The sequence below is a fragment of the Rhodococcus sp. KRD162 genome, assembly GCF_017168335.1.
Classification (GTDB): Bacteria; Actinomycetota; Actinomycetes; order Mycobacteriales; family Mycobacteriaceae; genus Rhodococcoides.
In genome coordinates, this window is sequence record NZ_JABFAU010000013.1 from 302,944 (window position 1) to 328,105 (window position 25,162).

A 25,162-nucleotide genomic window follows, 5' to 3' on the forward strand; every position below is an offset into this window, starting at 1 on the left:
CCCCACAGGGCAACTACCCACCGCCACCGCCGGCGTACGGTAATTCGCCGATGCCCACGCAGTTGTCCGTGGGATCGGCCATCAGCTACGGCTGGCAGAAATTCTGGCAGAACGCCCTCGTATGGGTCGGTATCCTCATCGTCGCCGCGATCATCCAGGCCGTCCTGCGCTTCGTGTTGCGCTCGGACAGCTTCTTCGTCAGCTTGATCTTCGGTGCCATCATCGGCGTCGTATCACTGCTCATTCAGGCGGCTCTCGTCCGCGGCGCTCTGCACGAGGTGGACGGAGTCAAGCCCGCGTTCGGATCGTTCTTCCAGTTCGGCAATGTCGCATCCGTCGTCATCGCAGGCGTCCTCGTCGGCATCGCAACCGGCATCGGCTTCGTCCTGCTGATCATCCCCGGCATCATCATCACGTTCTTCACGTGGTGGACTTTCCAGTTCGTCATCGACCGCGGCGACGAGCCGATCCCCGCAATCAAGGCGAGCGCTCAGGCGATCGCGTCGAATGCCGGAACCCTCTTCGTTCTCGCGCTCGCCCTGGTCGGAATCAACATTGTCGGTCTCTTGCTGATCGGCATCGGTCTGCTGGTCACCGTTCCGATCACGGCCATCGCCGGCACCTACGCCTACCGCGTCACCGTGAACGGACACGTCGCCTGATCCCTACCTGCTGACCTGAGATCCGCCTCGATGGGCGCGCATCCCTCACCGGGGATTCGCGCCCATCGCCCGGTCGGTGCTTGGATCGGGAGGTGACTACTACCCAACACACCGCCCCAGACGGCGGCCCAGAGTCTGGGCAGGCCACGTTCGCTCACATCAGCCGGGGTTACTACCCCACCATCGTCGCGCTCTTCGTCGCGACGCTGCTGATCTCGAACGTGGCCGCCAGCAAAGGTGTCGCCTTCTTCGCCTCGTCCGACCTCACACTCGGACCGTTCCAGATCCTGCCGATCAACACCGACGGCGCATTCTTCCTGTTTCCTCTCGCCTACATCCTCGGCGATGTGCTCAGCGAGGTGTACGGCTTCAAAGCCACGCGCCGCGCGATCTACCTCGGTTTCGGATCCCTGCTGCTCACCTCCGTGTGCTTCTGGATCGCCATCGAACTTCCCGCCGCCTCGTTCTACGAGAACCAGGCCGCCCTCGAGAGCGTCGTCGGCGTGGTGCCGCGACTCGTTCTCGCCGGTCTCGCCGGCTATACCGTCGGGCAGCTCCTCAACTCCGTCGTCCTGGTCAAGATCAAGGAACGCACCAAGGAAAAGCACCTGTGGGCGCGCCTGATCGGCTCGACCATCGTCGGCGAATTCTTCGACACCCTGATCTTCTGCTCCATCGCGGCCGGAGTCATCGGCATCAGCACCTGGGCGGATTTCGTGAACTACGTCATCGTCGGATTCCTCTGGAAGACCCTGGCCGAGGTCATCGTCATGCCGATCACGTACCGCGTCATCTCGTACATCAAGAAGCGCGAGCCGTCGTACATCGACAGCTAGACCTGCGAGCACGATCCCGGACCGTCCCGACAGTCGAGGCGGTCCGGGGCGAGGCGAAACACTCCCGCGGTATCACGCCCGGAGCTCGTCGCGGATCGCCTCGATACCCAGATACACCTCGCGGTACGAGGTGCTCAACGGACTCAAGCCCAGGCGAATGCCCTGTGGCGCTCGGAAATCCGGAATGACCCCCTGCTCCCACAGACGAGCGGTGATCGCCTTGAAGTCCGGATGATCGATGGTGACATGACCGCCGCGCCTCGCCGAATCCTCCGGTGAGGCGATCTCCACCCCGAGCGGAACCAGCATCTCGCGTACGAGTTCGAGGGCGTATTCGGTGAGCGCAACGGACTTCGCGCGTATCGCGTCCATCCCCACCTCCGCGATCATCTCGATGGTGTCCTGCATCGCGATCATGCCGAACACCGACGGTGTCCCACTGATGACGCGTCGAATCCCCTGCGACGGAACGTAGCCCTGCGCCATCTCGAACGGATCGGCCCGGCCCATCCACCCCCAGATCGGCTGGACGAAATCGCCCAGAAGGTCGCCGCGCACGTACGCGAAAGCCGGCGAACCGGGGCCGCCGTTGAGGTACTTGTAGGTGCAGCCGACGGCCAGATCCACTCCCCAAGAATCGAGTTCGAGCGGCACGGAACCAACCGAGTGACACACGTCCACCAGCAACAGCGCGCGTGCCGCATGCGCGATGCGTGTCGCCTCGGCCACATCGACGAGGAAACCGGATCGGTAGGCGACGTGGGTGATGACCGCCAGTGCAGTGTTCTCGCCCACCACCTCCGCGAGTTGTTCCGGCGTGACGCCACCGCGGCGGTCCGTCTCGATCCACCGCAGGGTCATGTTCTTCTCCGCTGCAATGCCTTCGAGCAGGTATCGATCGGTCGGGAAGTTGTCCCGATCGATGACGATCTCGGTGCGGCCCGGTCGCATGTCGATGGCCGCACGCGCGAGCTTGTAGAGCAGTACCGTCGTCGAATCGCCGATCGTCGTCTGCCCCGGGGCGGCTCCGAGCGTCGCGTCCGCCAGTGCGTCGCCGATGGTGACGGGCAGATCGAACCACTGTTCGTCCCAGCCGCGAATGAGGCGTCCGCCCCAGTCCTGCGTCATGAAGGCGTTGATACGTTCGACGCTGGCCTTGGTCGGTCGGCCCAGCGAGTTGCCGTCGAGGTACGCAGTGATCGACGGGTCGTCACTACCGAGAAACTTGTCGCGGTAGCTGCGGAGCGGATCTGCGTTGTCGAGCTCGAGTGCGCTGTCTGTCATCGTCCGGCTTTCCGTTCTCTCGAATACCTCTTCAGCATGCCTCGCGCTCATGTGCGACGGCGCAGTCTTCGTGGCCTATCCTCGAAGTAGTCGGATCGAGTGAGGAATCGAAGTGCGTAGAGCGTCCGGACAGTTGGAGGAGTCGATCCTCGGGTTGCTCGGTGAGCACACGGAACTGGCCGTGGCACAGGCCCGCGAGCTTCTCGGATCCGATCTAGCCCACACCACGGTCATGACGGCGCTGGTGCGGCTGCACGGCAAAGGCCTGGTCGATCGCGAGCGGCGAGGGCGGTCTTTCGTCTACAGCCTCAACGCCCCCGTTCGCGACATCCCGGCGCTTCGGGCCGCGATGCGAATGCGCACCGAACTCGGTGCCAGAGCCGAGCGCGCCGATGTCCTGGCCAGCTTCGTTGCCTCACTCGACCCAGAGGACGAGGCCACGCTGCGGGAGTTGCTGGCGAAGACACAATCGACCGAGCCGCATCGATGACGCTGCTCGTGATCATTGCCGTGCTGCCGTGGGTGCTGTCACTGCTGCTCGGATCGGGAACCTCTCGAATCGATCGCCGCCTCAATCCCTCCACCGCCGTGGTTCTGCTGCCGATTCTGTCCGCGGTCACCGCCTTCTCGGTGGCAGCGTCCGCGGCTGCGCTCGCGGCAGTCCTGCTGGCGTCGGGCGAGATCGTCCGGGTGTCGTTGGGTGTGGCCGTCTCCGGGTGGATCCTGTGGCGTTCGGCCGAGGTGGCTCGCCATGTTCGACGCGTCGCGGTGGGCGCGTCCATCGCGTCGGAGTTCGGTACCGAGGCGCGAGCGACCGGGGGCATCGTCGTGGTCGAGACCGAGGTTCCCGATGCCTTCGCCGTTCCGTCCGGCGGCGGAGCCGTCGTGATCACCACCAGTCTGGTGAAGGCACTGTCGGACAACGAACTTCGCGCAGTGATCGAACACGAGCGTGCCCACCTGAGGCACCGTCACAGCGTGTGGATCCAGATGTGCGAGATCGCATCGTATTTCGATCCGATTCTGCGTCCGGTCACCGCGACCGTGCGGCATGCAGCCGAGCGGCAGGCAGACGAGAGCGCGGCGGCACTGGGCCGTCAGGACACGTTGTCTGCCGTTGCCAGAACGGCTCTGCTGCGTGCCCATCTCGACCGGGAATCGCGGGCGCTCGCCAGTACCGGAGGCGACGTGGTGCGTCGCGTGCAAGCACTCAGCGAACCACCACACCGTCGCCCCGACCGCGGGATCCTCGCGGCCGGGCTGGTGTTGATCCTCGCCTTCACCGTGATCTCCACGGCGTTGTTCGACGTCGTTCAGGACGTGGTGGCACCGGAGTTCGGCGAAACTCCCACGTCGATCTTTCGCTGATCCTCCCGATCAGAGACCCGCGACACCCGCCAGATGGCCGATCGCGTACGTAACGGCCATCGCGATGGCGCCACCGATGACGACACGGGTCATCGCCGGCCGACTCGGCGCGCCGCCGAGACGCGCGCTGATGCTTCCGGTCAGTGCCAGCGCCAGCAGAACCACGACGAACGTCACGGGAACGCGCAGCGAAGCGGGTAGCAGCAGAATCGACAGCAGCGGCAGCAACGCACCGCTGACGAACGACACCGCGGACGAGCCTGCCGCCTGCCACGGATTGGTCAACGCATCCGGGTCGATCCCCAACTCGATGTCCACGTGTGCGGCAAACGGATCGTGGTCGGTGAGTTCGCGAGCGACGATCTGGGCGGTGTCGGCCGACAGACCTTTGGCCTCGTACAGTGCCGCGAGCTCGGCCAGTTCCTCCTCGGGTTGCTCTTCGAGCTCTCGACGTTCCTTGATCAACAGCGAACGCTCGGCGTCGCGCTGAGTACTCACCGAGACGTACTCGCCGAGTGCCATCGACACCGCACCCGCCACGAGCCCCGCGAGGCCGGCCGCGAACAGCGAACCGCGGTCGGTGGTGACGGCGGCGACACCGACGACCAGACCGGCGGTGGAGACGATGCCGTCGTTGGCACCCAACACCCCGGCGCGCAGCCAGTTCAGCCGACCTGACAGATCTCCGTGGGGCTCGTGATCGTGCAGGCTCGACTCGGCATCACTCATGGTGGGCCGTTGCCGACACGTCGTCCCAGGCCGCACGTGCGCCGGACTCTCCAATTCTGTACACCTGGATGATTGTGGCCGCTCCGATCAGCACTGCCAACACCACCACCCCAATCGACTGCCACCGGACGGGCGGGTTGCCGCGACGCTCACGCAGATGCACGAACACGAGCAGGGCGGCGACGACCACGAGACCGATGGAGAAGTAGACCATCGAATCACCGATCTCGGTGTGCTGCTCGACTGCTTCGGTCTTGGGGACGCGCTTTTCCAACCACTCACCGGCGTCGGTCGTCAGCGGCGTCAACACCACGGTGATCAGCGCCAGGGCCGCGATGAGCCAGACGAGCCTGGTGCGCACTCCGGACCAGATACTGGCCGCGATAGCCAGGATCGCGGTCAGTGGTGCCAGCACCACGATGAAATGGACCAGAAGGATGTGGGCCGGAAGGCCGTTGATGGTGGACATGCGTTCTCCCGCTGGATTCGAAGTCGCGTGCACATCACGCATCGGCCATGCTACACATCGTGTAGTAGTTACGCCGATGGTTCCGACGCAGCCGAATTCCGCCACGGCACCTCAGGTGCTGCCACCATCGCGTGCACGATCTGCTCCATGCGATGCCCGAACGCGGCAACGGTGCTCGGTTCGAACAGTGTTGTGGGATAGACGATGTCGATACCGGTCTCGGTAGGCTTGCCTTCCCTGTCTCGGTGTTCGGTGACGTGCACGTGGAGATCGCACTTGGCGATATCGATCGGCCTCGGCGCGACCTCGAAGTGAGCGTCCCCGAGGTCGAAGCTCGCGGCCGTGAAGACGTCCAGCGACAGCGCCACCTGGAAGATCGGGTGCCGCGAATTCTGCGACTCGGGAGCGAGATCGGCGGCGACCGCCTCGAACGGCACCGATGCGTGATCGAAAGCCCGCAGTTCACTCGCGCGAGCCAACCGCACGACGTCCTCGACGGTCGTCGCGGCTGCGATGTCGGTCCGAATCGCCACGGTGTTGGTGAAGGTACCGACGAGTTGTTCGAGCCTCGGATCGTCGCGACCGGCAACCGGAGTTCCGATGACGATATCGGTGGCCTCCGTCTGCTCCGCAAGCAGAATCAACAAGGCTGCACGCAGTACCGTGAACCGCCCTGTCCCACAACGCTGCGCGAGATGATCCATCGCTGCACCGGTCGACCGGTCGAGGCGCAGTACAGTGCGGGCGCCCGAGTGATCCCACTGCGCCCCGCGCTCGTGGTCGAGCGGCAGCTCGGTATCGCCGGGCACACCGGCCAATTCTGCGCGCCAGAAATCCAGTGCTTCGGTGCTGTCCCGCTCGGCAGCCCAGACGCTGTAATCGGCGTACTGCAGCGGCAATTCGGACCACGACGGAGCCTCCCCCACCGTTCTGGCGTGATACGCCAGCACGAAGTCCGATGCCAACAGCCCCAGCGACCAGCCGTCCGCCGCACTGTGGTGAACGGCGCACGCGAGCACGTACTGATCCGAGGCAACAGCGAACAGCCGAGCTCGGATCGGGAACTCGGTACGCACATCGAAGGGTAGCTCGAGGACCTGCGCCATCGTGACATCACCTGTATCGACAACGCTCAGATTCGGTGCCGCCACAACGGGATCCACCTCGAGCACCTGCACCGGAACACCGTCGACATCCGGGTAGCGGGTACGCAACGTACGGTGCCGATCGATCAGATCGACCAGGGCCTGCGATGCTGCCTCGAGATCGAACGCCCCGACAATCGAGACCGTGAACGGCAGGTTGTACAGCGGTAACCGTGCGCTTCGATCGATGTAGCGCTGCTGTGGAGCGAGCGGAACCACCTCGGCTCCGGCCGCCATCCCACTCTCGGGACGCGAATTCCGGTGCGCCCCCAGAAGGCTCCGTTCGTCGATCCGTGCCGCCAGGGCCTGAACGGACGGGGCCTGCGCGAGGTCTCGCACACCGATATCCACCGCGTGGTCCGAACGCATCGACGCGACAACCCTTGTCGCCGCCAGCGAGTCACCCCCGAGATCGAAGAACGATCTGGCGCAATCGATCTCATCCGTCCCCAGTACGCGAGCGAACGCTGCCGCCACCATCTGCTGGGTGGCACCGGACGGTTCGGTTCGAGGACCTGCGGGCGGGCTGGACAGGTCAGGAGCAGGAAGCGCGGCGCGATCGATCTTCCGGTTGATGGTCAGCGGAATCTCGTCCAGAACCGAGATGGTCGAGGGCACCATGTGGGCCGGTAACCGATCCCTGAGATCGTTGCGGATCTGCTCTGTGTCGAGCACCGTGTCGATGTGCGCGGGAACGATGTACCCGTCGATGCGCAGATCGCCGGTGCGACTGCGGCGCAGGGACGAGGACGCCGCGCGGACCTCGGGATGAGCGCGCAGAGCTGCGTCGACCTCCCCCAGTTCGACGCGATTTCCGCGGATCTTGACCTGATCGTCGGTGCGGCCCAGAAATTCCAGCGTTCCGTCTGCGCGTATCCGCGCCCGATCCCCGCTGCGGAAGATCCGAAGCCCGCTGCTGCCGAAAGGGTGTGCGACGAAGCGGGCCGCAGTATCGGCGGTGCGGCCGAGGTAGCCACGGGCAACGCCGGGGGTCTCGATGTAGATTTCTCCCACTGCTCCCACCGGGACCGGCCGCAGAGCACGATCGAGCAGGTGAATCACCGCGCCTACCATCGCGCGACCGATTCCGGCGTTGCTGCCCTGGTGCAGCGGGGCGGTCATCGTGACGCTGCAGGTCGTTTCGGTGGGTCCGTAGGCGTTGAGGAGTCGGCGGCCCTGCGACCACCGGTCGACGGTGTCCTGCGGGGCGGCCTCACCGCCGATGATGATGGTGCCGACACCACCGAGCGCAGCGGGATCCATCGTCGCCAACGCCGAGGGGGTGATCAACAGATGCGTAACAGACTGCTGGGCAACAAGTTCGGTCAGCTCGGTGCCGCCGTAGCTACCGGCCGGCGCGAGCACCACGGCTACACCCGCCGTCGCAGCGGCGAGCACCTCCACCACCGCGGTATCGAATCCCGGCGAGGCGAGATGACAGACCCGCGACTGTGCCTGCAGGTGGTAGCTGCTCCGAATCTGTTGCACCAGAGCATCGATTCCGTCGTGGGTGACGACGACCCCTTTGGGCGTGCCCGTGGATCCGGAGGTGTAGATGACATATGCCGCCCGATGCGGTGCCGATATCGCAGGGTGGTTCGGGGCGCCCGCGTCGACCACGTCCTCGAGGTGCAGCCACTCCAGGTCACCCAGTTCGTCTCCTGCAGAGCACAATCCCAGGACCGGTGCGGAGTCGCTCAGCATGTACAGCGCGCGCTCACGGGGGTGGTTCGGGTCGACCGGGATGTAGACCGCGCCCACTCGTGCGATCGCCCAGAACGCGACTATCCCGGCCACGGATCGGCCGACGCGCACCGCGACCGGATCCTCGACGCCGATTCCTCGCTGCCGCAACGTGCCCGCCAGTGCGTCGACCTTCGCGGCCAACTCCTGGTAGGTCACCGCGACCTCGGCATCGTGAACGGCAACTCGGTTGCCGTGCTGCACGACGGCCGCATCGAACACCTCGTTCAGCGATCCCCGCTCCGTGACGGTCACTCCCACCGATGCAGGCACCGTACGCGGTTCGTCCGGCAGGAACAGATCGAGCTCTGCCACCGCAGTATCGCCGCGTCCGGCTTCGGAGAATCGATCGAGGAAGTGCAGGAACCGATCGTGATGGCGAGCGAGGTCGTCGCGTGTGTACACGGCCGGGTTGGCCTCGAAATCGATGCGCGGCCGCGCTCCGCTCCGGCCGGGGTAGATGTTGACGGCAAGGTCCGATACCGGCCCCGTGGTCAGAATGTCGATTTCTCCGTCGAACTCGCCGATCGTCACGGTGTTGGCGAACATCATCACGTTGATCGTCGGACCGAAGCGGCCCGCATGCAGCGCATTTCCGCTCGTCGACGCGGGCGGCCTGCTGCGCTGATGCCGAAGCACCCCGCCGATCGCCACTTCCGTCGCCTTCACCGCGCTGTTCACCGTTGCCGAACCGACGCCCGGCAGTCGCAGCGGCACGACATTGGACAACGAGGACCCGGCTCGGCGTAGTACCGCTGTCGGACGTGCCGAGACCGGCAACGACAGATCCACGTCATCGGTGTCGTTGATGCGTGCGAGATACGCCGCGAACGCCGCGATCACCACCGTCGAGGTCGCGTGTCGGGCCGCGCCCGGTGCGGTGAGGGCGATCGATCGATCCTCGCCGACGACGATGGGCACCGATGCCGGCTGAGTCGACCGACCCAGCGACTCGGTATATCCCAGGTCAGTGGACTCCCAGTGAGCCTGGTCGCGTCGGGCGCGGCTGGAGCTGCGATACCGCTCGTCTTCGGCGAGAAGAGCCTCTGGGGTGGTCGGATCGATCTGCGGTGGCTCGACGCCGTCGCGCACGGCGGCATACAGCGCGGCCGCGCGCTCGAGCACCTTCATCGAGGCGTACCCGTCGAGGGCGATGTGATGGGCCCTGGTGTACCAGAACACGCGATCCTCGGCGACGCGCAGGATACGCAGACGCACGAGTTGCCCGTCCATGGAGAAGGGGGTTCGGCAGTCCTCGTTCATCCACTGGGTGGCCGCATCGGCCGGATGCTCGCATTCACGGAAGTCGAGGGTTTCCACCGCCTCGGTCTCGTGTGGCACGAACTGTTGCACGGGGGTGCCGTCGACTTGGTGGATACGCAGCGTCGAGGAGGAGAATTCGCGGTGCGCCCTACTTCCGCACTCGGCCAGGACATCGACGTCGACGGAGCCGACGACGTCGACGTAGTACGCAATGGTGAAGGGGACCTGCGGCATGAACTGCTGCGCAACCCAGATATCGGCCTGGGATGAACTCACAGGCAACGCGTCCTCGAACATGGTGGTCCCCCCACGGCGGTCCTATTACTACATACCCAGTAGTACCAGGCTACCTGGCTCCAACGGCATGCCGTTGCCCGCCAATCTCGGGCAGAGTCGGGCATGCCGTGTCGTATCGTGAGCTCGTGCCGGCGAGCAACCATTATCACCACCTGATGTTCGGTCCTGCTGCGATCGCGCGACAGAGGGAGGATGGCAGCTACACCGCCTACGGCTCCCAGACCGAGCGAGCCGATGACGGCCCGACGCCCCTCGATACCCGCGAGAAGGCCCTGATTCGCGGCGTGGATCAGTTTCAGATCGCCACCGTCGCCGAGACCGGCTGGCCCTACATTCAGTATCGAAGTGGCCCGAAGGGGTTCCTGCAGGTGCTCGATGACCGCACGCTGGGCTTCGCGGATTTTGCAGGCAACCATCAGTACGTGACGGCAGCCAATCTCGATCACGACGATCGCGTCGCATTGCTTCTGGTGAATTATCCTCTGCGTCAACGCCTCAAGCTCTACGGCCGCGCGCACACCGTAGAGGCAGCCGACGATCCGCAGTTGCTCGATCGGCTGAAAGACCTCGGAGAGTCCACCGTAGGAGCAACCTGCGAGCGCAGTGTCGTCATCGCAGTCGAGGCTTTCGACTGGAACTGCACCCGCAGCATCATTCCCCGCTACGACGCCGACTACCTCGCGGAGCTCTCACAGGTGTACCAACGCAAGGCCGCAGAGCGGGAACAGGAACTACTGCAACGGATTTCCGAGCTCGAAGCGCGGCTCACGCAGTCTTAGGGGCATAGAAGCGGCCCAGAAACTCCGACTTGAACTCCGCGAAGCGCCCCTGCTCGATCGATGCGCGGATGTCGTCGACCAGCTTGACCGTGAATCGCTCGTTGTGGATGGTGCACAGAGTCGACGCCAGCATCTCCTTGGCCTTGAACAGGTGATGGATATAAGCCTTGGTGTAGTGCGCGCAGGTGTAGCAGTCGCAGCTGTCGTCGATCGGGGTGAAATCGCGACGATGTTTGGCGGTGTTGATGTTGAAGCGGCCCGAGGGTACGTAGATCGCCGCATTGCGTGCCACCCGTGAGGGATTGACGCAGTCGAAGGTGTCGGCTCCGTTCTCGATGGCAGTGAAGAAATCGTCCGGCTCGCTGATGCCGAGCATGTGCCGCGGCTTGTCTTCGGGCAGTTCCTCGTTCACCCAGCGGGTGATGGTGCCGAGATTCTGCTTCTCGAGTGCGCCGCCGATCCCGTAGCCGTCGAAGCCACGGCCGGTTTCGCCGGTGATGGTTTCGAGATCACGGGCAGCCTTGCGTCGGAGATCCTCGTACTGTGCGCCCTGCACCACCCCGAACAAGGCCTGGTACGGCTTGTCGGCACGCTCGACGGTGAGCCGTTCGTGCTCGAGCACGCACCGCTTCGCCCACGCCTGCGTACGGTCGACCGACATCTCTTGGTAGCCACGGGTATTCATCAGCGTGGTCAGCTCGTCGAACGCGAACATGATGTCGGCACCGAGCCGGTGCTGAATCTGCATCGACACCTCGGGGGTGAATCGGTGCATCGAGCCGTCGAGATGGGACTTGAACGTCACACCGTCGTCGTCGACGTGGGCGAGGCGCTCTTTGCCCTCGGCGATGACGTCGTCGGACTGTACTCGGGTGGCGTCCATGGAGATGACCTTCTTGAACCCGACACCGAGAGACATCACCTGAAACCCTCCGCTGTCGGTGAACGTCGGCCCGTCCCAGTTCATGAACTTGCCCAGTCCACCGGCCTCGTCGACGACGTCCGAACCCGGCTGTAGGTACAGGTGATACGCATTGGCGAGGACCGCCTGTACGCCGAGGTCTTTCATCGCCTCGGGCAGCACCGCCTTGACGGTCGCTTTGGTCCCGACCGCGATGAACGCCGGGGTGGCGATGTCCCCGTGCGGGGTGGTGATGGTGCCGGTGCGCCCGAGCGCACCGTCGAGGCGGGTGCCGATGTCGTAGCCGAAACTGGAGAAACTCACCGTGTCAGTATGCGGCTTCGCCGCTTGTGAGCGGAAATTCGTAGCCTGCTACGAGGTTCCACTCACATGCGGCGAAGCCGCTCCAGCCGCATTCAGCCGGAAGTACGCGCCCTTGGCCTCGATCAACTGTTCGTGGCTTCCCTGCTCGACGATGCTGCCGTTCTCCATCACCAGGATGGTGTCCGCGTCACGGATGGTCGACAGTCGGTGCGCGATGACGAAACTGGTGCGGTCACTGCGTAGCTTCGCGGTGGCCTTCTGCACCAACAGCTCGGTACGAGTGTCGACCGAACTGGTGGCCTCGTCGAGGATGAGGATCAATGGCTTGGCCAGGAACGCGCGGGCGATGGTGATGAGTTGCTTCTCACCCGCGCTGACATTGTTGCCCTCCTCGTCGATGACGGTGTCGTACCCATCGGGCAGCGAGTGCACGAATTTGTCGACGTAGCTCACCCGTGCAGCCTCGAGGATTTCCTCCTCGCTTGCGCTCGGATCGCCATATGCGATGTTGTCGCGAATCGTCCCACCGAACAGCCAGGTGTCCTGCAGCACCATCCCGGTTCGGGCGCGCAACTCCTCGCGGGTCATTCGCGTGGTGTCGACGCCGTCGAGAGTGATTCGGCCCGCATCGATCTCGTAGAACCGCATGATGAGGTTGACCAAGGTGGTCTTGCCTGCGCCGGTCGGGCCGACGATCGCGACCAGGTGCCCCGGATCGGCGACGAGCGACAGATTTTCGATCAACGGACGATCTGCGGAGTAACCGAAGGAGACGTTCTCGAACTCGACGCGTCCTCGGCGCTCGGACGGCCGCACCGCATCGACCGGATCGGCTTCCTCCTCCTCTGCATCGAGCACCTCGAAGATGCGCTCGACGGAGGCGACACCGGACTGGATCAGGTTCACCATGGAACCCACCTGGGTGAGAGGCTGGGTGAACTGACGCGAGTACTGGATGAAGGCCTGAACCTCACCGAGAGTGAGTGTTCCCGAGGCCACGCGCAGTCCGCCGACGACCGCGATGACGACGTAGTTGATGTTTCCGAGGAACATGATGACGGGCATGATCATTCCCGAGATGAACTGGGCCCGGAAGCTCGACTGGAACAGCTTCTCGTTGCGCTCTCCGAATTCGCGTTCCACCTCAGCCTGACGGCCGAAGGCCTTGACGAGCTCGTGTCCGGTGTAGGTCTCCTCGATCTGGGCGTTCAGTTTGCCGGTGTGCTTCCACTGCGCGACGAAGTGCGGTTGCGACCGTTTCGCGATGACGGCCGTGACCGCGAACGACGCCGGAATGGTCAGCACCGCAACGAGTGCCAGCAGCGGCGAGATCCAGATCATCACTCCGAGGATGCCCAGCACGGTGAGGATTCCGGTGATCAACTGGCTGAGCGTCTGCTGCAGACTGGTCGAGACGTTGTCGATGTCGTTGGTGACGCGACTGAGCGTCTCCCCGCGGGCGTTGTTGTCGAAGTACCTCAGCGGCAGCCGATGCACCTTGGCTTCGACGCTGGCCCGCAACAGCAGGATTCGACGCTGCAATGCGATGTTGAGGATGTAGCCCTGCGCCCAGGCCAGCAACGACGAGAGCACGTACAGGGCGAGGACCCACATCAGAACAGTTCCGACGGCACCGAAATCGATACCGGCACCCGGGGTGAGGTTCATACCGGACACCAGATCGGCAACGGAGTCGTTTCCGGCTGCCCGAAGCCCTTCGATCGCTTGCTCTTTCGTCTGACCGGGCTCGAGGCTACGACCCACGACGCCGTTGAAGATCAAGTTCGTTGCGTGCCCGAGCACGCTGGGCGCCGCGACGGTCAGCACGGTGCTGGCGATACCGAAGGCGAGCATCACCGACAGCAGTACACGCTCGGGAGCGAGCAGGCCGAGCAGTCGTTTGAACGAGCCCTTGAAATCGCGAGCCTTGGTACCGGGCACGACCGCCTTGGCTACGGGTGCGTCCTGCTTCTCCTCGGTCTTCTCCACCTGCGCGGTCACAGGGCACCTGCCACAGCGCGCTGCGAGTCGACGATCTCGGCGTAGGTGGGGCACTCGGTCATCAATCGGTCGTGGGTACCCACACCTACCGGCTTTCCGTCGTCGAGAACCAGAATCTGATCGGCGTCGATGATGGTCGAAACGCGTTGGGCAACAACGATCATGCACGCATCTCGGGTCACCGGCTTCAGGGCCGCTCGCAGCCTCGAGTCGGTGGTCAGGTCCAGCGCGGAGAACGAATCGTCGAACAGGTAGATGCTGGGTCTGCGCACCAGCGCGCGGGCGATGGCGAGGCGTTGCCGCTGACCACCGGAGACCGTCGTACCACCCTGGGCGACTGGCGTTTCCAGCCCTTCGGGCATGGCGCGGACGAAATCGGCTCCCTGGGCGATCTCGAGTGCTTCCCACAGTTCCGCGTCGGTGGCGTCGGCTTTGCCGTATCGAAGATTGCTCGCGATGGTTCCGGAGAACAGATACGGCCTCTGTGGAATCAGCCCGATTTCCGATCGCAGCAGATCCAGATCGAGTTCACGAATGTCGACACCGCCGACGCGGACCTCGCCGCCGGTGACGTCGATGAGCCGGGGAATCAGGTTGACCAGGGTGGACTTTCCCGATCCGGTGCCGCCGATGATGGCAGTGACCTTGCCCGCCTCGGCCCGCAGATGCACTCCACTGAGCACTGGAAACTCGGCTCCGGGGAAGGAGAATTCGGCGTTCACGAGCTCGACCGTTCCCGGCGAGGACGCGAACGTCTTGGGCTGGGCGGGCAATACCACCGAGGATTCGGTGGCGAGTACCTCGCTGATGCGGTCGGCACACACCGAAGCGCGGGGCACCATCATCGCGATGAACGATGCCATCATCACCGACATGAGGATCAGCATGATGTAGCTCAGAAGCGCAGTGAGAGAGCCGATCTGCATCGTGCCCTCGTCGATCGCGTGGCCGCCGAACCAGATGACGGCAACGCTGGTGACGTTGCTGATGAGCATGACCGTCGGAAACATCAGGGCCATCAGTCGTCCCACGCGCAGTGCAGTTTCGGTCAGTGCGGTGTTCGCGGCTCCGAATCGGTCGATCTCGAACTTCTCTCGGACGAATGCCCGCACCACTCGAATTCCGGTGATCTGTTCACGCAGAACACGGTTGACGGCATCGATGCGCTTCTGCATCGAGCGGAAGGCGGGAACCATCTTGACGATGATCAGGCCCATCGAGATCGCGAGCCCGGGCACAGCGATCAGCAATACCCAGGACAACCCGAGATCCTCGCGCAGCGACATCACGATGCCACCGACGCACATGATCGGGGCCATCACCACGATGGTGAATCCCATGACGATCAGCAACTGCACCTGCTGAACGTCATTGGTGTTGCGAGTGATCAGCGACGGTGCGCCGAACTGGCCGACCTCCCGCGCCGAGAAAGTCCCGACGCGATGCAGGACGGCACCGCGCAGGTCACGTCCGACTCCCATCGCGGTGCGGGCACCGATGAACACTGCACCTACCGAGCTGACGATCTGTACCGCCGAGACCATCAACATCAAGGATCCGGCGGAGAGGATGTAGCCGGTGTCCCCGGTGGTCACACCTTTGTCGATGATGTCGGCGTTGAGGCTGGGCAAATACAGTGCCGCCAGCGTGGCGACGAGTTGGAGCAGAATCAACGCGACGATCGGCACCTTGTAGGGAGCCAGATACGTGCGTAACAGCGGGATCAGCATGACGGCCGAAGATTACTCGTACACATGGATGACAGTCTCTCCGTTTTTCGAGTGTTGCGGGTAATCTTCGGCCGACCGGTCAGACCCCTTCGGCTCCCGAGTCCTTCTCCGGAGCCGTCTTCAACTTGGCACCTTCGATGTCGACGTTGGGAAGGATCTTGTCCAGCCACTTCGGCAGCCACCAGGCCTTGTCGCCCAGCAGTGCCATCACCGATGGAATCAGCACCATCCGCACGACGAACGCGTCGAAGAAGACGGCCGCCGCGAGCGCGAATCCGATGGACTTGATGAACGAGTCCGGCTCGGCCATGAACGCGGCGAACACCGAGATCATGATGACTGCGGCCGAGGTGACCACACGTGCTCCGTACTTGAAGCCGTTGACGACGGAGTCCTTGGCAGCGGCCCCGTGTACGAACTCCTCACGCATACGCGAGACCAGGAACACCTGGTAGTCCATTGCGAGACCGAACACGACACCGATGAGGAAGATCGGCATGAAGCTGACGATCGGCTGTGGGTTGGAGACGAGGCCCAGCCCACCCTCTTGGAAGATGAAAACCGTGGCGCCGAACGTTGCGAGCACGCTGAGCAGGAAGCCGAGCGTTGCCGTCAGCGGAACCAGAATCGAGCGGAACACCAGCATCAGCAGCACGAACGCCAAGCCGACGACCACGGCCAGGTACGGAACCAGAGCGCTCTGCAACCGCTCGGAGATGTCGATTCCGATCGCGGTCTCGCCGGTCACTCCGTAGGAGACGCCGGCGCTTTGCTGCAATCCGCTCTCCGCATCGCGGAGATTGGCCACGAGCGCTTTGGTCTGGTCGCTGTTGGGTGTGCTCGACGGGGTGACGAGAATCTGGGCTGTGTCGCCCGCCTGGTTGACGGCCACGATCTGAGCATTCGTGACGTCGGATTGTTGTGTGATGGTGTCGACGACCTTGCCGAAGGATGCAGTGCGATCGGCCTCGGCGACGCCGGATGCGTCCGCGATGACGAGCAGTGGCCCGTTGCGTCCCGGCCCGAATGCCTTCTCGGTGACGTCGTAGGCCTGGCGAGCAGCCGTGGACGGGTCTGCGGTGGCGATGGACGGAAGGGCGAGGGAGAGCCCGGTGGTCGGGCCCGCGATGACGCCGAGTAGAACGATTCCGCCGATGAGTCCCAGCGCGGGCTTCTTGACCAGGAATCGAGCCCACCGCAGACCGTTGGTGGGAGCGGCGTGCGGGTCCTCCGGGTCGGTGGTGTTGACGAATTTGACCTTGCCTGCGAAGGCCTTGCCTTTGTACAGGCCGAGCATGGCAGGCAGGAACGTCAGCGCGATCAATACGGCCACGAACACCGCGAAGCCGGCAGCAAGACCCATCTGGGACAGGAATGGGATACCGACGACCCGCAGGGCGACGAGCGCGATGAGGACGGTGGCACCGGCGAACACGACAGCAGAACCGGCGGTGCCGACGGCGCGACCCACGGCTTCCTCGCGATTGTGGGTGAGCGTGAGTTCGTGTCGATACCGCGCCAGAATGAACAGGGAGTAGTCGATCGCGACGGCGAGCCCGATCATGATCGCCAGGATCGGGGTGAACGAGGTGAGGCTGGCGAATCCGGATGCTGTGGTGATGGCCAGACTCGAGATGCCGATACCGACTATTGCCGTGATCAACGGCAAGCTGGCCGCGGCTGCGGAGCCGAACATGATGAGAAGGACGATTGCCGCGACGGCGAGGCCCACGATCTCCGAACTGCCACCGGGCGACGGGTTCTCCTGGGCGACGTTTCCGCCGAGGATGACCTTCAGGCCTGCGTCACGTGCGGGCTGGGCCGCTTCGTCGAGTTGGGTGCGGATCTGGTCGGTGACATCGGCGAGTTCGACGTTGATCGGCACGGTCACCGTGCCGACATTGCCGTCGGGGCTCAGTGGCGATGTGGCCGCGGCATCGGCTGCCACCTCGTCGGCCGGGGTTCCTGCCTCCGCGGCGGCGTTGGTGTAGCGCTCGATGATCGACTGGTTGGCCGCAACCGGGTTCGCCAGTGCGGGAGCGCCTTCGGCCGGCTTGGCGGCGTCGACCTTTTCGATCTCGGCGATGGTTGCATTCATGGCCGAGATGTATGCAGGGGTGTCGAGCGATTGGCCGTCGGGGGCCTGGAAGACGTATTCGGCACTGACTGCGGTCAGTGGGTCTTGCGCACTGCCGAAGCGCTCGGCCTGCAGATCCAGCGCGGCCTGCGCGGGTGTTCCCGGAATGGAGAACGAGTTGGCGGTGGGACCGGACAGCGTGGCTGCGCCCACTCCGGCAAGAATCAGTATCGCCAGCCACAGTCCGAGGACTACGCCTTTGCGTCGATACGCGAATCGTCCGATTCGGTAGAGGTAGGTGGCCACAGTCAAGCTCCTCGGTTGTGTTCGGGCGAGTGGGTGGGAGATTCGGGGGCAGGAGTGGAGCCTGCGGAACGACCGGATAACGCAGGAGTGGAGCCTGCGGAACGACTCTGTGGTTCGGGTAGGCCGGCGCGGAGTTGGTCGAAGGCGTCCTCGACGAGGGCTTTGGGCGTCGGTCCTTGTCCGGCCGAGTCGTTCATCCAGATGCTCAGTGCTGCTGTGACCGCTCCGCCGACGGCCATCTGGAGCAGGTTCGGGTAGAGGTCGGTTTCGATGTCGGTGCCGGTTCGTTCGGCGATGGCTTCGCCCAGTTTGCGGGTCAGTGACTGGTGCATTTCGAGCTTGCGGGCCATGAGTGCGGGGTTGGCTTCGACCAGCCGGGCTGCGGCGAAGGTGTCGCCGAGGTCTCGTCCTGGGTCGACGACGAGGTTGATTGCTATGTGCCGCAACGAGTCCCAGATGGGCTCCGTCGACGGCCTGGATCGTAGGAGCTCGAACCATTCGAGGGCGGAGACTTCGATGTGGTGCAGAACAGCTTCTTCTTTATTGGAGAAGTAGTTGTGGAACGTGCGCGTGGAGACTCCCGCCTCGTGCGCGATGGCGTCGGCGGTGACTGCGTCGAAGCCGTGTTCCTTGCCGAGACGTACCGCGGCCTGGCCGAGGGCGTCGCGGGTGGCTGCCTTCTTCATGTCGCGAAGGCCGGGCGTGGAAGTCACGGTTACCAACGTACGGAACTTGCACGTTTCTGCAAGTTTGCAGCAGTGTGCAAGTTTGTGGACCTCGTCACACCTGACGGTACGGGGTGACTCAGCTCATCGACGAGCCCATGCGGCCGGTTCGCTGATCAGCTCGTTGACGAAGTTCGGCAGATCATCGTCGACGATGTCCGCCAGCGACACCGATTCGAGGACCGAACGCAGATTGGCACGGACCGCCAACCACACCCGCGTCAATGGTTCCGCCGGACCGGAATACTCCGCATCCTCGGGCCGTTGCCCACGCACCGATGCCAACGGTCCATCGATAGCCCTCATCACATCGGCAACCGAAATGTCCGACGCTTCCCGCGCCAACCAGTAGCCGCCGTCGGGTCCCCTTCTACTGCGCACCAGGTCCGCGCGACGCAGATCCGAGAGCACCGATTCGAGAAACTTGTGCGGAATCCCCTGAGCCACGGCGAGGGCCTCCGCCTTCGCAGGCCCTCCCCCATCGACGGCGGCGAGTTCGACGAGCGTCCGCACTGCATAGTCCGCCTTGGCCGTGATGTGCACGCTCGATTCCTATCATTTCGATAGGAAATTAGCGAGCGGCTGCCGGATAGCCGTCGATCTCGTGCACAGCAGCCAACACGGAGGCACATGCGGGAAGGTCCGCATCCGAACGACGACGAATCGACACTCAGCGATCCTAGAATCACCAATTTTGCGTTACAGTTCACCTTTACGTGTCACGCTTATTCGGGGGTTCGATGAACGAGTGGATCAGTTCGGCTTGGAACGCACTGCCGGAACCGCTGCGTGACCCCGTGGCGTTGGCCATCCCCGCGTTCGCACTACTGCTGGCGATCGAGTGGATCGCCGCCGCGAAGCTCGAGGACGGCGAACGCGGCAGTTATTCCGCCAGGGATGCGCGCTCGAGCCTGAGCATGGGCCTGGTGTCCATCGCTACCACCACTCTCTGGAAGACACTCGGACTGGTGGCCTACACGGCCCTCTACGTCTACGTCGCACCGTGGCATCTCCCCGCCGACGCCTGGTACACCTGGGTGATCCTGATCCTGGGCGTCGACCTGTTGTTCTACGGATACCACCGCATCGCACACCGCACCCGGCTGATCTGGGCCACACACCAGTCCCACCATTCGAGCGAGTACTTCAACTTCGCTGCCGCGCTGCGACAGAAATGGAACAACAGCGGCGAGATCATCATGTGGCTACCGCTCCCCCTGCTGGGGATGCCGCCGTGGATGGTGTTCGTCGGGTTCTCGATCAACCTCGTCTACCAATTCTGGGTGCACACCGAGCGCATCGACAGGCTTCCGCGTGCGTTCGAGTTCGTCTTCAACACGCCTTCGCATCACCGCGTCCATCACGGTCGCGATCCGCAATATCTCGACAAGAACTACGGCGGCATCCTCATCATCTGGGATCGCCTGTTCGGCACTTACGCCGAGGAGGTCGAGCGGCCGAACTACGGACTCACCAAACCCGTCGACACGTTCAACATCTGGACCCTTCAGACACACGAATACCGCAACATCGCACGGGATGTCGCGGCATCGCACTCGTGGAAAGAACGCGTCGGATACCTCCTCGGACCGCCCGGATGGACGCCTGCGGCCGGACGAGTACCGGCTACTGCCGGCTCAGATCGACCACAAAGTCCATAGTTCCCGAGGCGACGAGCGTGTCCCCGGACAAGAGCACCTCCGCGGGTGGGTTTCTCGTGCCCCGACCTCACTCGAAAGCGTTGGCGCACACGTCGTGAACTCGTCGGCACCGGACGCTACATGTGTTCGCCTATGGATCGAGCCGCAGACATCAGTTGGGGACGAAGGTTCATCATCTGCTCCTCCGAAAGCGTGTCGTCGTGAGCCACGATGTTGATGGCACCAGGGAGGTCTCCGTCGGACGTACGAATCGGGGCAGTGAGGCTGACGGTGCCGAGTTGGCGTTCGGACAGGCTCAGATGATAGCCGTGGTGCCTGATTTCCTGAAGCTCTCGAACCAGCTCGTCGCGGGACTGAGCACGTCCGTCCGCCAAGTCCTCGTTGGAGTCCACGGGTAACAGGCCATCGAGCTCTTCGCTCGACAGGTAGGCCAAGAAGATCTTTCCGCCGCCGCGGGTGAGCTCGAGACGGTGTCCGATCGGGAGCTGATAACGCATCGGGTGCGGCGCTTCGACCCGGCAGGTGAGCACGCGCGTATCGCCCGTGCGTACATAGATCGAGGACGTCAATCCTGTGGTCTCGGTCAGACTTTGCAAGACCGGGAACGATGCAGCGCTCAGCCGGTCTTGGAGAGTGAAAGCGCGTGCCAGCGAGAGCACCGATGGACCCACGGTATAGCCCGCTTCGGACGCTCTCAGATACCCCCGCTGGACGAGCGTGGTCGCCAACCGTTGCGTAGTCGCCAGATGAAGACCGGTCTGCCTGGATATCTGGCTCAGTTTCACCGGGCTCCGCACGGTGCTCACGTAGTCGACGATGTCCAACGATCGCTCGACGGTTCTGCCTCGATTGTTGTTTTCCGCCATGAGTTGCTCCTCCGTCGCCGTGCGCGCCTCCCATTGTGGCAAGAAACCCTCACCCTGCGAGTCCGACAGCAGGTGGGCAATCAGGTGGTTGACATCACAGTGACTCGGAACACTATGATGATCTTCAACACTCACCCAGTGATAGTTCATTGCATTCAGCGATAGGGGCTCTCAAAATGAAGGTTGCAATTCTCGGACTCGGCGAAGCGGGCAAGATCTTTGCCGAGGGCTTCGCCGGGCAAGGCCATGAGGTCTCGGGGTTCGACCCTGCCGATATCCACATCGACGCAAGCGTCGTTCGATGCACGTCCATCGCGGACGCCGTGACGGGCGCAGAGGTCGTACTGAGTCTGACCACGGCTGCGCATGCTGCGTCGGCAGCGGCCGAAGCGGCTCCTCACCTGCAGAACGACACGGTCTACATCGACCTCAACTCCGGCTCACCCAGACTCAAGGAACAGGTTCGAGACGCGATCTCGGAGCGACCGAATCCAGGTGTGGAGGTCGTCGATGGGGCAGTCATCGGGTCGGTCAGAAGTTTCGGGGAGAAGGTCGAGGTACTGCTGGCCGGGCCTGCGGCCGAGGAGGCCCACCGTCGGTTCACGCTCCTGGGAGGTTCTCCACTGGTGGTCGGTGCAGAGCTCGGAGCAGCATCGCGGCGCAAGCTCCTGCGCAGCGTCTTCATGAAAGGGCTAGGCGGTCTGATCAGTGAGTCCATGGACGCCGCCGACCAGGTGGGTGATCCGGAGTGGATGCAGCAGCAGATCTCCGCGACATTGACCGACGGCACCTCCGGAGTCGACCGGCTGCGATCAGGAACGATGCTCCATGCAGCTCGTCGCGGGAAGGAACTCTCGGACAGCTTGTCGAACCTGCCGGGTGCAGAGTCTGCATGGCCGGTGACAAGCGCAGCTCGGGAGTACCACCTACGCGCGGCCAGGACCGATGCCGAGGACCTGACGAATCGACTCGCGGACGTTCCGACTGCTGCACTCGGCGATGCCGGTGACCGATTGGGTTTGCTGGATGCGAAAGTCAAGCAGGTTTGGGACAGCCCCGCAGTAGCCGGCCGTGCACTCACTGTGTGGACGAGACCAGGCGACAACGCAGCAGTGCACCGGGCACTCGATGTTGCCCGGCCCGGCGACATTTTGGTGGTAGCCGCGGGCGGCCACATCGAGCGTGCCCTGATGGGTGAGCTCATCGCTGAGCGTGCCATCTCCAAGGGGATTCGTGCGTTCATCACCGACGGTGCGGTTCGCGACGCTACCGAGCTGGCCAAGATCGGTTTCCCTGTGTGGGCCGGTGGCATCTCTCCGGCAGGACCGTACAAGGACGGGCCCGGTCGCACCGAGGTGCCGATCTCCATCGGAGGTGTGGCGTGCATGCCCGGGGACTACGTCGTCGCCGATGCCGATGGTGTGATCGTGGTGCCATCTGCTGAGGTCGAAGCCGTGTTGCGACGAGGTCAGGCCGTGTTGGCCGAGGAAGAGCGACGCCGCGGCGACATTCTTCGAGCACGCAAAGAGGGGAAGTCCTGATGCCCACCGCACTGATCGCCCTGGCGGTTTTCATCACGGTCATCGTGGTGTGGAACGTGGTGGTCAAACGCAACATGGGCGAGGCGATGATCCTCGGATTCCTCTCCACCCTGCCGTTCGCGGGCCTCGACGCACCTGCCGTGGCCGTGGAGTCCATGGTCGACGCAACGGAGTCCGAGGTTCTCTACGCCGCTGCCGGCTTCGTGTTCATGACGTACTTCGTCGAGCGTGTGGGAGTCATCGACAAGCTGGTGAGCATTCTCTCCGGAGCGCTGGGTCGCGTTCGCGGTGGCCCCGCCTTCGTCGACGTCGTCGCCTCTGGATTGATGGGCGCACTCGCCGGGGGATCCAACACGGGCAACGCTGCCGCCTCCGGCTCGATCACCGGACCCTGGATGGTCAGGTCGGGCTGGAAGCAATCCCGAGCAGCCACGGTGATAGCCGGCAACGCGGGCCTGGGTGCGGCGGTTCCGCCGAGCGCCTCCATGATCATCATGATCGGTTTCGCCGGAACCATGGTGACCACAAGTCAGGTCTACGTGGCGCTGCTCGTTGCAGGTCTGTATCAGGTTCTCTGGCGGGTTGCTCTGACCTTGTGGTTCGTCCGCCGCGACGGCGTCCACCGCGAGGCCGACCACGACAGCAACACGTTGCGGGCCGCTCTGGCCACCGGATGGCCTTCGACGTTGATCATTCTCGGGGCCCTGATTCCGATCTTCCTGACCGTCGGTCCGCTGTCGGACGCGCTCGTCGCATCCGGAAACTACGGAGAGTCCCTCGATGAGATCTCCCTGATCGTCTGGATCCCGGTGCTGATCATCGCTATCAGCGCCATCGTCGCATGGCGCGAACTACCCCGAACTCTGCGGGGTTGGGCCGAGTTCATGGCCGGCAGCGTCCCGCATTTCTTCACCATCGGGGTCCTGCTGTACTTCGCCATCTCCGCGAGCGAAGTGCTCGATCGGCTGGGTTTGGCGGAGGATGTCGATTCCATCGTGAGCGGGCTGGACATTCCGGTCTGGTTGCTGGTGACGCTCGTGGGAGCCCTGGTGGTCTTGGTGGCCGGACCGTTGTCATCGACCGCAACACTCTCCGCTGTCGGGCAGGTCTCCCTCGTCACCCTGGTCGGGGCTGGTGTCAACCCACTGTTGGCGGTGATCGCGCTGTTGATTTTCGCGTCCACCGAGGGGGCGTCTCCGCCGGCCTCGGGGTCGATCTTCGTTGCCTGCGGTATCACCGGCGCCAAACCCGAGAGCACCTTCGTTCCACTCATCATCTATTACGTCCTGCCCATCACCGCGCTCGGTGTTCTCGTCGCCTTGGGCATCATCCCGATACCGATCACGTAGGAGCTCTGCATGCGCAACACACTGAACAGAACCTTCACCAGCCTGTACGCCGTCGCGATGACCGCCTTCCTGGGGCTGGCGTTCACCCTGGTCCTGGCGCAGATCGCCGGTCTCTTCTTCGCGCGGGGAATGTGGATTGCATCCGCTTCGGATACTCTGCTCCGTCCCGCCATCGTGACCGCCGTCGTCGCAGGTGTGCTCGGCTTCTGCGTCTTCAATTTCCAAGGGAAAACGGTGATCGAAGACGAGGCAGATTGACACCTGCTGCCGATCGATCGCCCCCACTACGGACCACCGCGCCCGCCGGGAGTGTCAACACCTGGACCCTTCATCGCGGTCATGGAGGGTCCAGATGTCGGATACCTTCTCGGACCGCCCGGATGGACGCCTGCGTCCGGACGAGAACCGGCTACTGCCGGCTCAGATTGACCAGAAAGTCGATGGTTCCCGACGGATCGACCGTGACGAAACCGAGTGACGGCGGCTCGATCTCGTAGTCGGACCAGGTCGTCGGAATGGAACCCGAGGTGATGAGTGTGTCCCCGGACAGCAGCACCTCCATCTCGACCGACACCGGACGGGTCTGATCCTTGAGAGTCAATGTGCCTTCGGCCGTGACGGTTCCGGTGGTGCCGTCCTTGGGCAGCGAGGACAGGTCGATCGGTGAGTCGATCGAGAAGGTCGCCGTCGGATACGTGGCGGTGTCGAGGATGTTTCCGCGGAACTGACTGTCGCGACGGTCGCTGTCCGTGCTGATCGAGTTCGTCAGAACCACGATCTGTCCGTCGGTCAGGGTGTCGTCGGCGATGGTCACATTGCCCGCGACCTCGGTCGTCGATCCGACGACCGTCACGTCGGAGCCGTTGAGAAGCTCGTCGACGGTATAGCCCGCGGCCGTGGTGTTGGCGTCGTCGCCAGGGGTGACGATCCATCGTCCGTCGATGGACTCGACCGTTGCCGCTTCGGCACCGGAGGTGGACACCGTCGCCGCGGGGGCGTCGTCGCCTTCGAACGAGGCATAGATCTTGGGGCCGAAGTACAGCCCGAGCGCCACCAGAACGATGACCGTTACGCCTGTTATCCACCATTTCTTACTCATGAGTTTC

General features: G+C 63.8%; 20 protein-coding genes and 1 pseudogene. 9 read left to right on the top strand and 12 right to left on the bottom strand.

Features of this window, described 5'->3' with window-relative positions; all coding sequences use genetic code 11:
- A pseudogene (locus tag J1M87_RS18540) lies at positions 1-662 on the top strand (hypothetical protein); the annotation flags it as partial.
- Positions 663-754: 92 nt separating this feature from the next.
- Positions 755-1,498: a queuosine precursor transporter gene (locus J1M87_RS18545; RefSeq protein ID WP_206491018.1), complete on the top strand. Its 744-nt coding sequence runs from the start codon at positions 755-757 to the stop codon at positions 1,496-1,498.
- Positions 1,499-1,570: 72 nt separating this feature from the next.
- On the opposite strand, the gene J1M87_RS18550 is transcribed toward J1M87_RS18545, so the two are convergent.
- Entirely contained in the window at positions 1,571-2,782 is a 1,212-nt protein-coding gene (locus J1M87_RS18550) for a kynureninase (protein WP_206491019.1), read from the bottom strand.
- 112 nt (positions 2,783-2,894) lie between these two features.
- On the opposite strand from J1M87_RS18550, the gene J1M87_RS18555 reads away from it, so the two are divergent.
- Both J1M87_RS18555 and J1M87_RS18560 read left to right on the top strand, forming a co-directional pair.
- The gene (locus J1M87_RS18555; RefSeq protein WP_206491021.1) at positions 2,895-3,272 is read left to right on the top strand and encodes a BlaI/MecI/CopY family transcriptional regulator; all 378 of its coding nucleotides are present in this window, start codon (positions 2,895-2,897) and stop codon (positions 3,270-3,272) included.
- Positions 3,269-4,150 (top strand): M56 family metallopeptidase, encoded by an 882-nt coding sequence (locus J1M87_RS18560; protein WP_206491023.1) that lies wholly within the window; start codon positions 3,269-3,271, stop codon positions 4,148-4,150. The genes J1M87_RS18555 and J1M87_RS18560 overlap by 4 nt, the downstream gene beginning before the upstream one ends.
- A 9-nt stretch (positions 4,151-4,159) precedes the next feature.
- Here J1M87_RS18560 and J1M87_RS18565 read toward each other — a convergent pair whose 3' ends face one another.
- The 3 genes from J1M87_RS18565 to J1M87_RS18575 all read right to left on the bottom strand — a co-directional run bounded on the left by J1M87_RS18565 (position 4,160) and on the right by J1M87_RS18575 (position 9,796).
- Complete coding sequence (locus J1M87_RS18565; protein WP_206491024.1) at positions 4,160-4,879, bottom strand: VIT family protein; 720 nt, start codon at positions 4,877-4,879, stop codon at positions 4,160-4,162.
- Positions 4,872-5,348: a DUF2231 domain-containing protein gene (locus tag J1M87_RS18570; RefSeq protein WP_206491026.1), complete on the bottom strand. Its 477-nt coding sequence runs from the start codon at positions 5,346-5,348 to the stop codon at positions 4,872-4,874. The genes J1M87_RS18565 and J1M87_RS18570 overlap by 8 nt, the downstream gene beginning before the upstream one ends.
- A gap of 68 nt (positions 5,349-5,416) precedes the next feature.
- Positions 5,417-9,796, bottom strand: coding sequence for a non-ribosomal peptide synthetase (locus J1M87_RS18575; protein ID WP_206491028.1), 4,380 nt, complete (start codon positions 9,794-9,796; stop codon positions 5,417-5,419).
- Positions 9,797-9,951: 155 nt separating this feature from the next.
- Between J1M87_RS18575 and J1M87_RS18580 the strand changes: the two genes are divergently transcribed.
- A complete protein-coding gene (locus tag J1M87_RS18580; protein ID WP_206491415.1) occupies positions 9,952-10,575 on the top strand; it encodes a pyridoxamine 5'-phosphate oxidase family protein in 624 nt (207 codons plus the stop codon).
- Here the strand turns inward: J1M87_RS18580 and tgt are convergent.
- The 6 genes from tgt to J1M87_RS18610 all read right to left on the bottom strand — a co-directional run bounded on the left by tgt (position 10,562) and on the right by J1M87_RS18610 (position 19,182).
- Positions 10,562-11,800: a tRNA guanosine(34) transglycosylase Tgt gene (tgt, locus tag J1M87_RS18585; protein WP_206491029.1), complete on the bottom strand. Its 1,239-nt coding sequence runs from the start codon at positions 11,798-11,800 to the stop codon at positions 10,562-10,564. The genes J1M87_RS18580 and tgt overlap by 14 nt on opposite strands.
- Positions 11,801-11,848: 48 nt before the next feature.
- Positions 11,849-13,789, bottom strand: a complete 1,941-nt coding sequence (locus tag J1M87_RS18590) for an ABC transporter ATP-binding protein (RefSeq protein WP_206491416.1) — start codon at positions 13,787-13,789, stop codon at positions 11,849-11,851.
- Between the two features lie 8 nt (positions 13,790-13,797).
- The gene (locus J1M87_RS18595) at positions 13,798-15,531 is read right to left on the bottom strand and encodes an ABC transporter ATP-binding protein (protein ID WP_206491031.1); all 1,734 of its coding nucleotides are present in this window, start codon (positions 15,529-15,531) and stop codon (positions 13,798-13,800) included.
- Positions 15,532-15,610: 79 nt separating this feature from the next.
- Positions 15,611-17,914: an MMPL family transporter gene (locus J1M87_RS18600; protein WP_206491032.1), complete on the bottom strand. Its 2,304-nt coding sequence runs from the start codon at positions 17,912-17,914 to the stop codon at positions 15,611-15,613.
- A gap of 2 nt (positions 17,915-17,916) precedes the next feature.
- On the bottom strand, positions 17,917-18,627 hold the full coding sequence (locus tag J1M87_RS18605) for a TetR family transcriptional regulator (protein WP_374222401.1): 711 nt from the start codon (positions 18,625-18,627) through the stop codon (positions 17,917-17,919).
- Positions 18,628-18,723: 96 nt separating this feature from the next.
- On the bottom strand, positions 18,724-19,182 hold the full coding sequence (locus J1M87_RS18610) for an Rrf2 family transcriptional regulator (RefSeq protein ID WP_206491033.1): 459 nt from the start codon (positions 19,180-19,182) through the stop codon (positions 18,724-18,726).
- 197 nt (positions 19,183-19,379) lie between these two features.
- Between J1M87_RS18610 and J1M87_RS18615 the strand changes: the two genes are divergently transcribed.
- Complete coding sequence (locus tag J1M87_RS18615; protein ID WP_206491034.1) at positions 19,380-20,300, top strand: sterol desaturase family protein; 921 nt, start codon at positions 19,380-19,382, stop codon at positions 20,298-20,300.
- A gap of 116 nt (positions 20,301-20,416) precedes the next feature.
- Here J1M87_RS18615 and J1M87_RS18620 read toward each other — a convergent pair whose 3' ends face one another.
- A complete protein-coding gene (locus J1M87_RS18620; protein ID WP_206491035.1) occupies positions 20,417-21,166 on the bottom strand; it encodes an IclR family transcriptional regulator in 750 nt (249 codons plus the stop codon).
- 176 nt (positions 21,167-21,342) lie between these two features.
- Here J1M87_RS18620 and J1M87_RS18625 point away from each other — a divergent pair, with 176 nt between their 5' ends.
- The 3 genes from J1M87_RS18625 to J1M87_RS18635 are packed head-to-tail and all read left to right on the top strand — an operon-like array spanning position 21,343 to position 24,314.
- Complete coding sequence (locus tag J1M87_RS18625; protein ID WP_206491037.1) at positions 21,343-22,707, top strand: NAD(P)-binding domain-containing protein; 1,365 nt, start codon at positions 21,343-21,345, stop codon at positions 22,705-22,707.
- Positions 22,707-24,056, top strand: coding sequence for a TRAP transporter large permease subunit (locus tag J1M87_RS18630; protein WP_206491039.1), 1,350 nt, complete (start codon positions 22,707-22,709; stop codon positions 24,054-24,056). Before J1M87_RS18625 ends, J1M87_RS18630 begins: the two co-directional genes overlap by 1 nt.
- A 9-nt stretch (positions 24,057-24,065) precedes the next feature.
- Positions 24,066-24,314 (top strand): hypothetical protein, encoded by a 249-nt coding sequence (locus tag J1M87_RS18635; protein WP_206491041.1) that lies wholly within the window; start codon positions 24,066-24,068, stop codon positions 24,312-24,314.
- Positions 24,315-24,465: 151 nt separating this feature from the next.
- On the opposite strand, the gene J1M87_RS18640 is transcribed toward J1M87_RS18635, so the two are convergent.
- Positions 24,466-25,155, bottom strand: a complete 690-nt coding sequence (locus J1M87_RS18640) for a YceI family protein (protein WP_206491043.1) — start codon at positions 25,153-25,155, stop codon at positions 24,466-24,468.
- Positions 25,156-25,162: the final 7 nt, after the last annotated feature.

Bases quoted from the DNA above. Each gene is read 5' to 3' on its own strand.
- J1M87_RS18550 (WP_206491019.1), bottom strand. From the start codon at position 2,782: ATGACAGACAGCGCACTCGAGCTCGACAACGCAGATCCGCTCCGCAGC.
- J1M87_RS18560 (WP_206491023.1), top strand. From the start codon at position 3,269: ATGACGCTGCTCGTGATCATTGCCGTGCTGCCGTGGGTGCTGTCACTG.
- J1M87_RS18565 (WP_206491024.1), bottom strand. From the start codon at position 4,879: ATGAGTGATGCCGAGTCGAGCCTGCACGATCACGAGCCCCACGGAGAT.
- J1M87_RS18570 (WP_206491026.1), bottom strand. From the start codon at position 5,348: ATGTCCACCATCAACGGCCTTCCGGCCCACATCCTTCTGGTCCATTTC.
- J1M87_RS18575 (WP_206491028.1), bottom strand. From the start codon at position 9,796: ATGTTCGAGGACGCGTTGCCTGTGAGTTCATCCCAGGCCGATATCTGG.
- J1M87_RS18580 (WP_206491415.1), top strand. From the start codon at position 9,952: ATGTTCGGTCCTGCTGCGATCGCGCGACAGAGGGAGGATGGCAGCTAC.
- J1M87_RS18595 (WP_206491031.1), bottom strand. From the start codon at position 15,531: ATGCTGATCCCGCTGTTACGCACGTATCTGGCTCCCTACAAGGTGCCG.
- J1M87_RS18615 (WP_206491034.1), top strand. From the start codon at position 19,380: ATGAACGAGTGGATCAGTTCGGCTTGGAACGCACTGCCGGAACCGCTG.
- J1M87_RS18620 (WP_206491035.1), bottom strand. From the start codon at position 21,166: ATGGCGGAAAACAACAATCGAGGCAGAACCGTCGAGCGATCGTTGGAC.
- J1M87_RS18625 (WP_206491037.1), top strand. From the start codon at position 21,343: ATGAAGGTTGCAATTCTCGGACTCGGCGAAGCGGGCAAGATCTTTGCC.
- J1M87_RS18630 (WP_206491039.1), top strand. From the start codon at position 22,707: ATGCCCACCGCACTGATCGCCCTGGCGGTTTTCATCACGGTCATCGTG.
- J1M87_RS18635 (WP_206491041.1), top strand. From the start codon at position 24,066: ATGCGCAACACACTGAACAGAACCTTCACCAGCCTGTACGCCGTCGCG.
- J1M87_RS18640 (WP_206491043.1), bottom strand. From the start codon at position 25,155: ATGAGTAAGAAATGGTGGATAACAGGCGTAACGGTCATCGTTCTGGTG.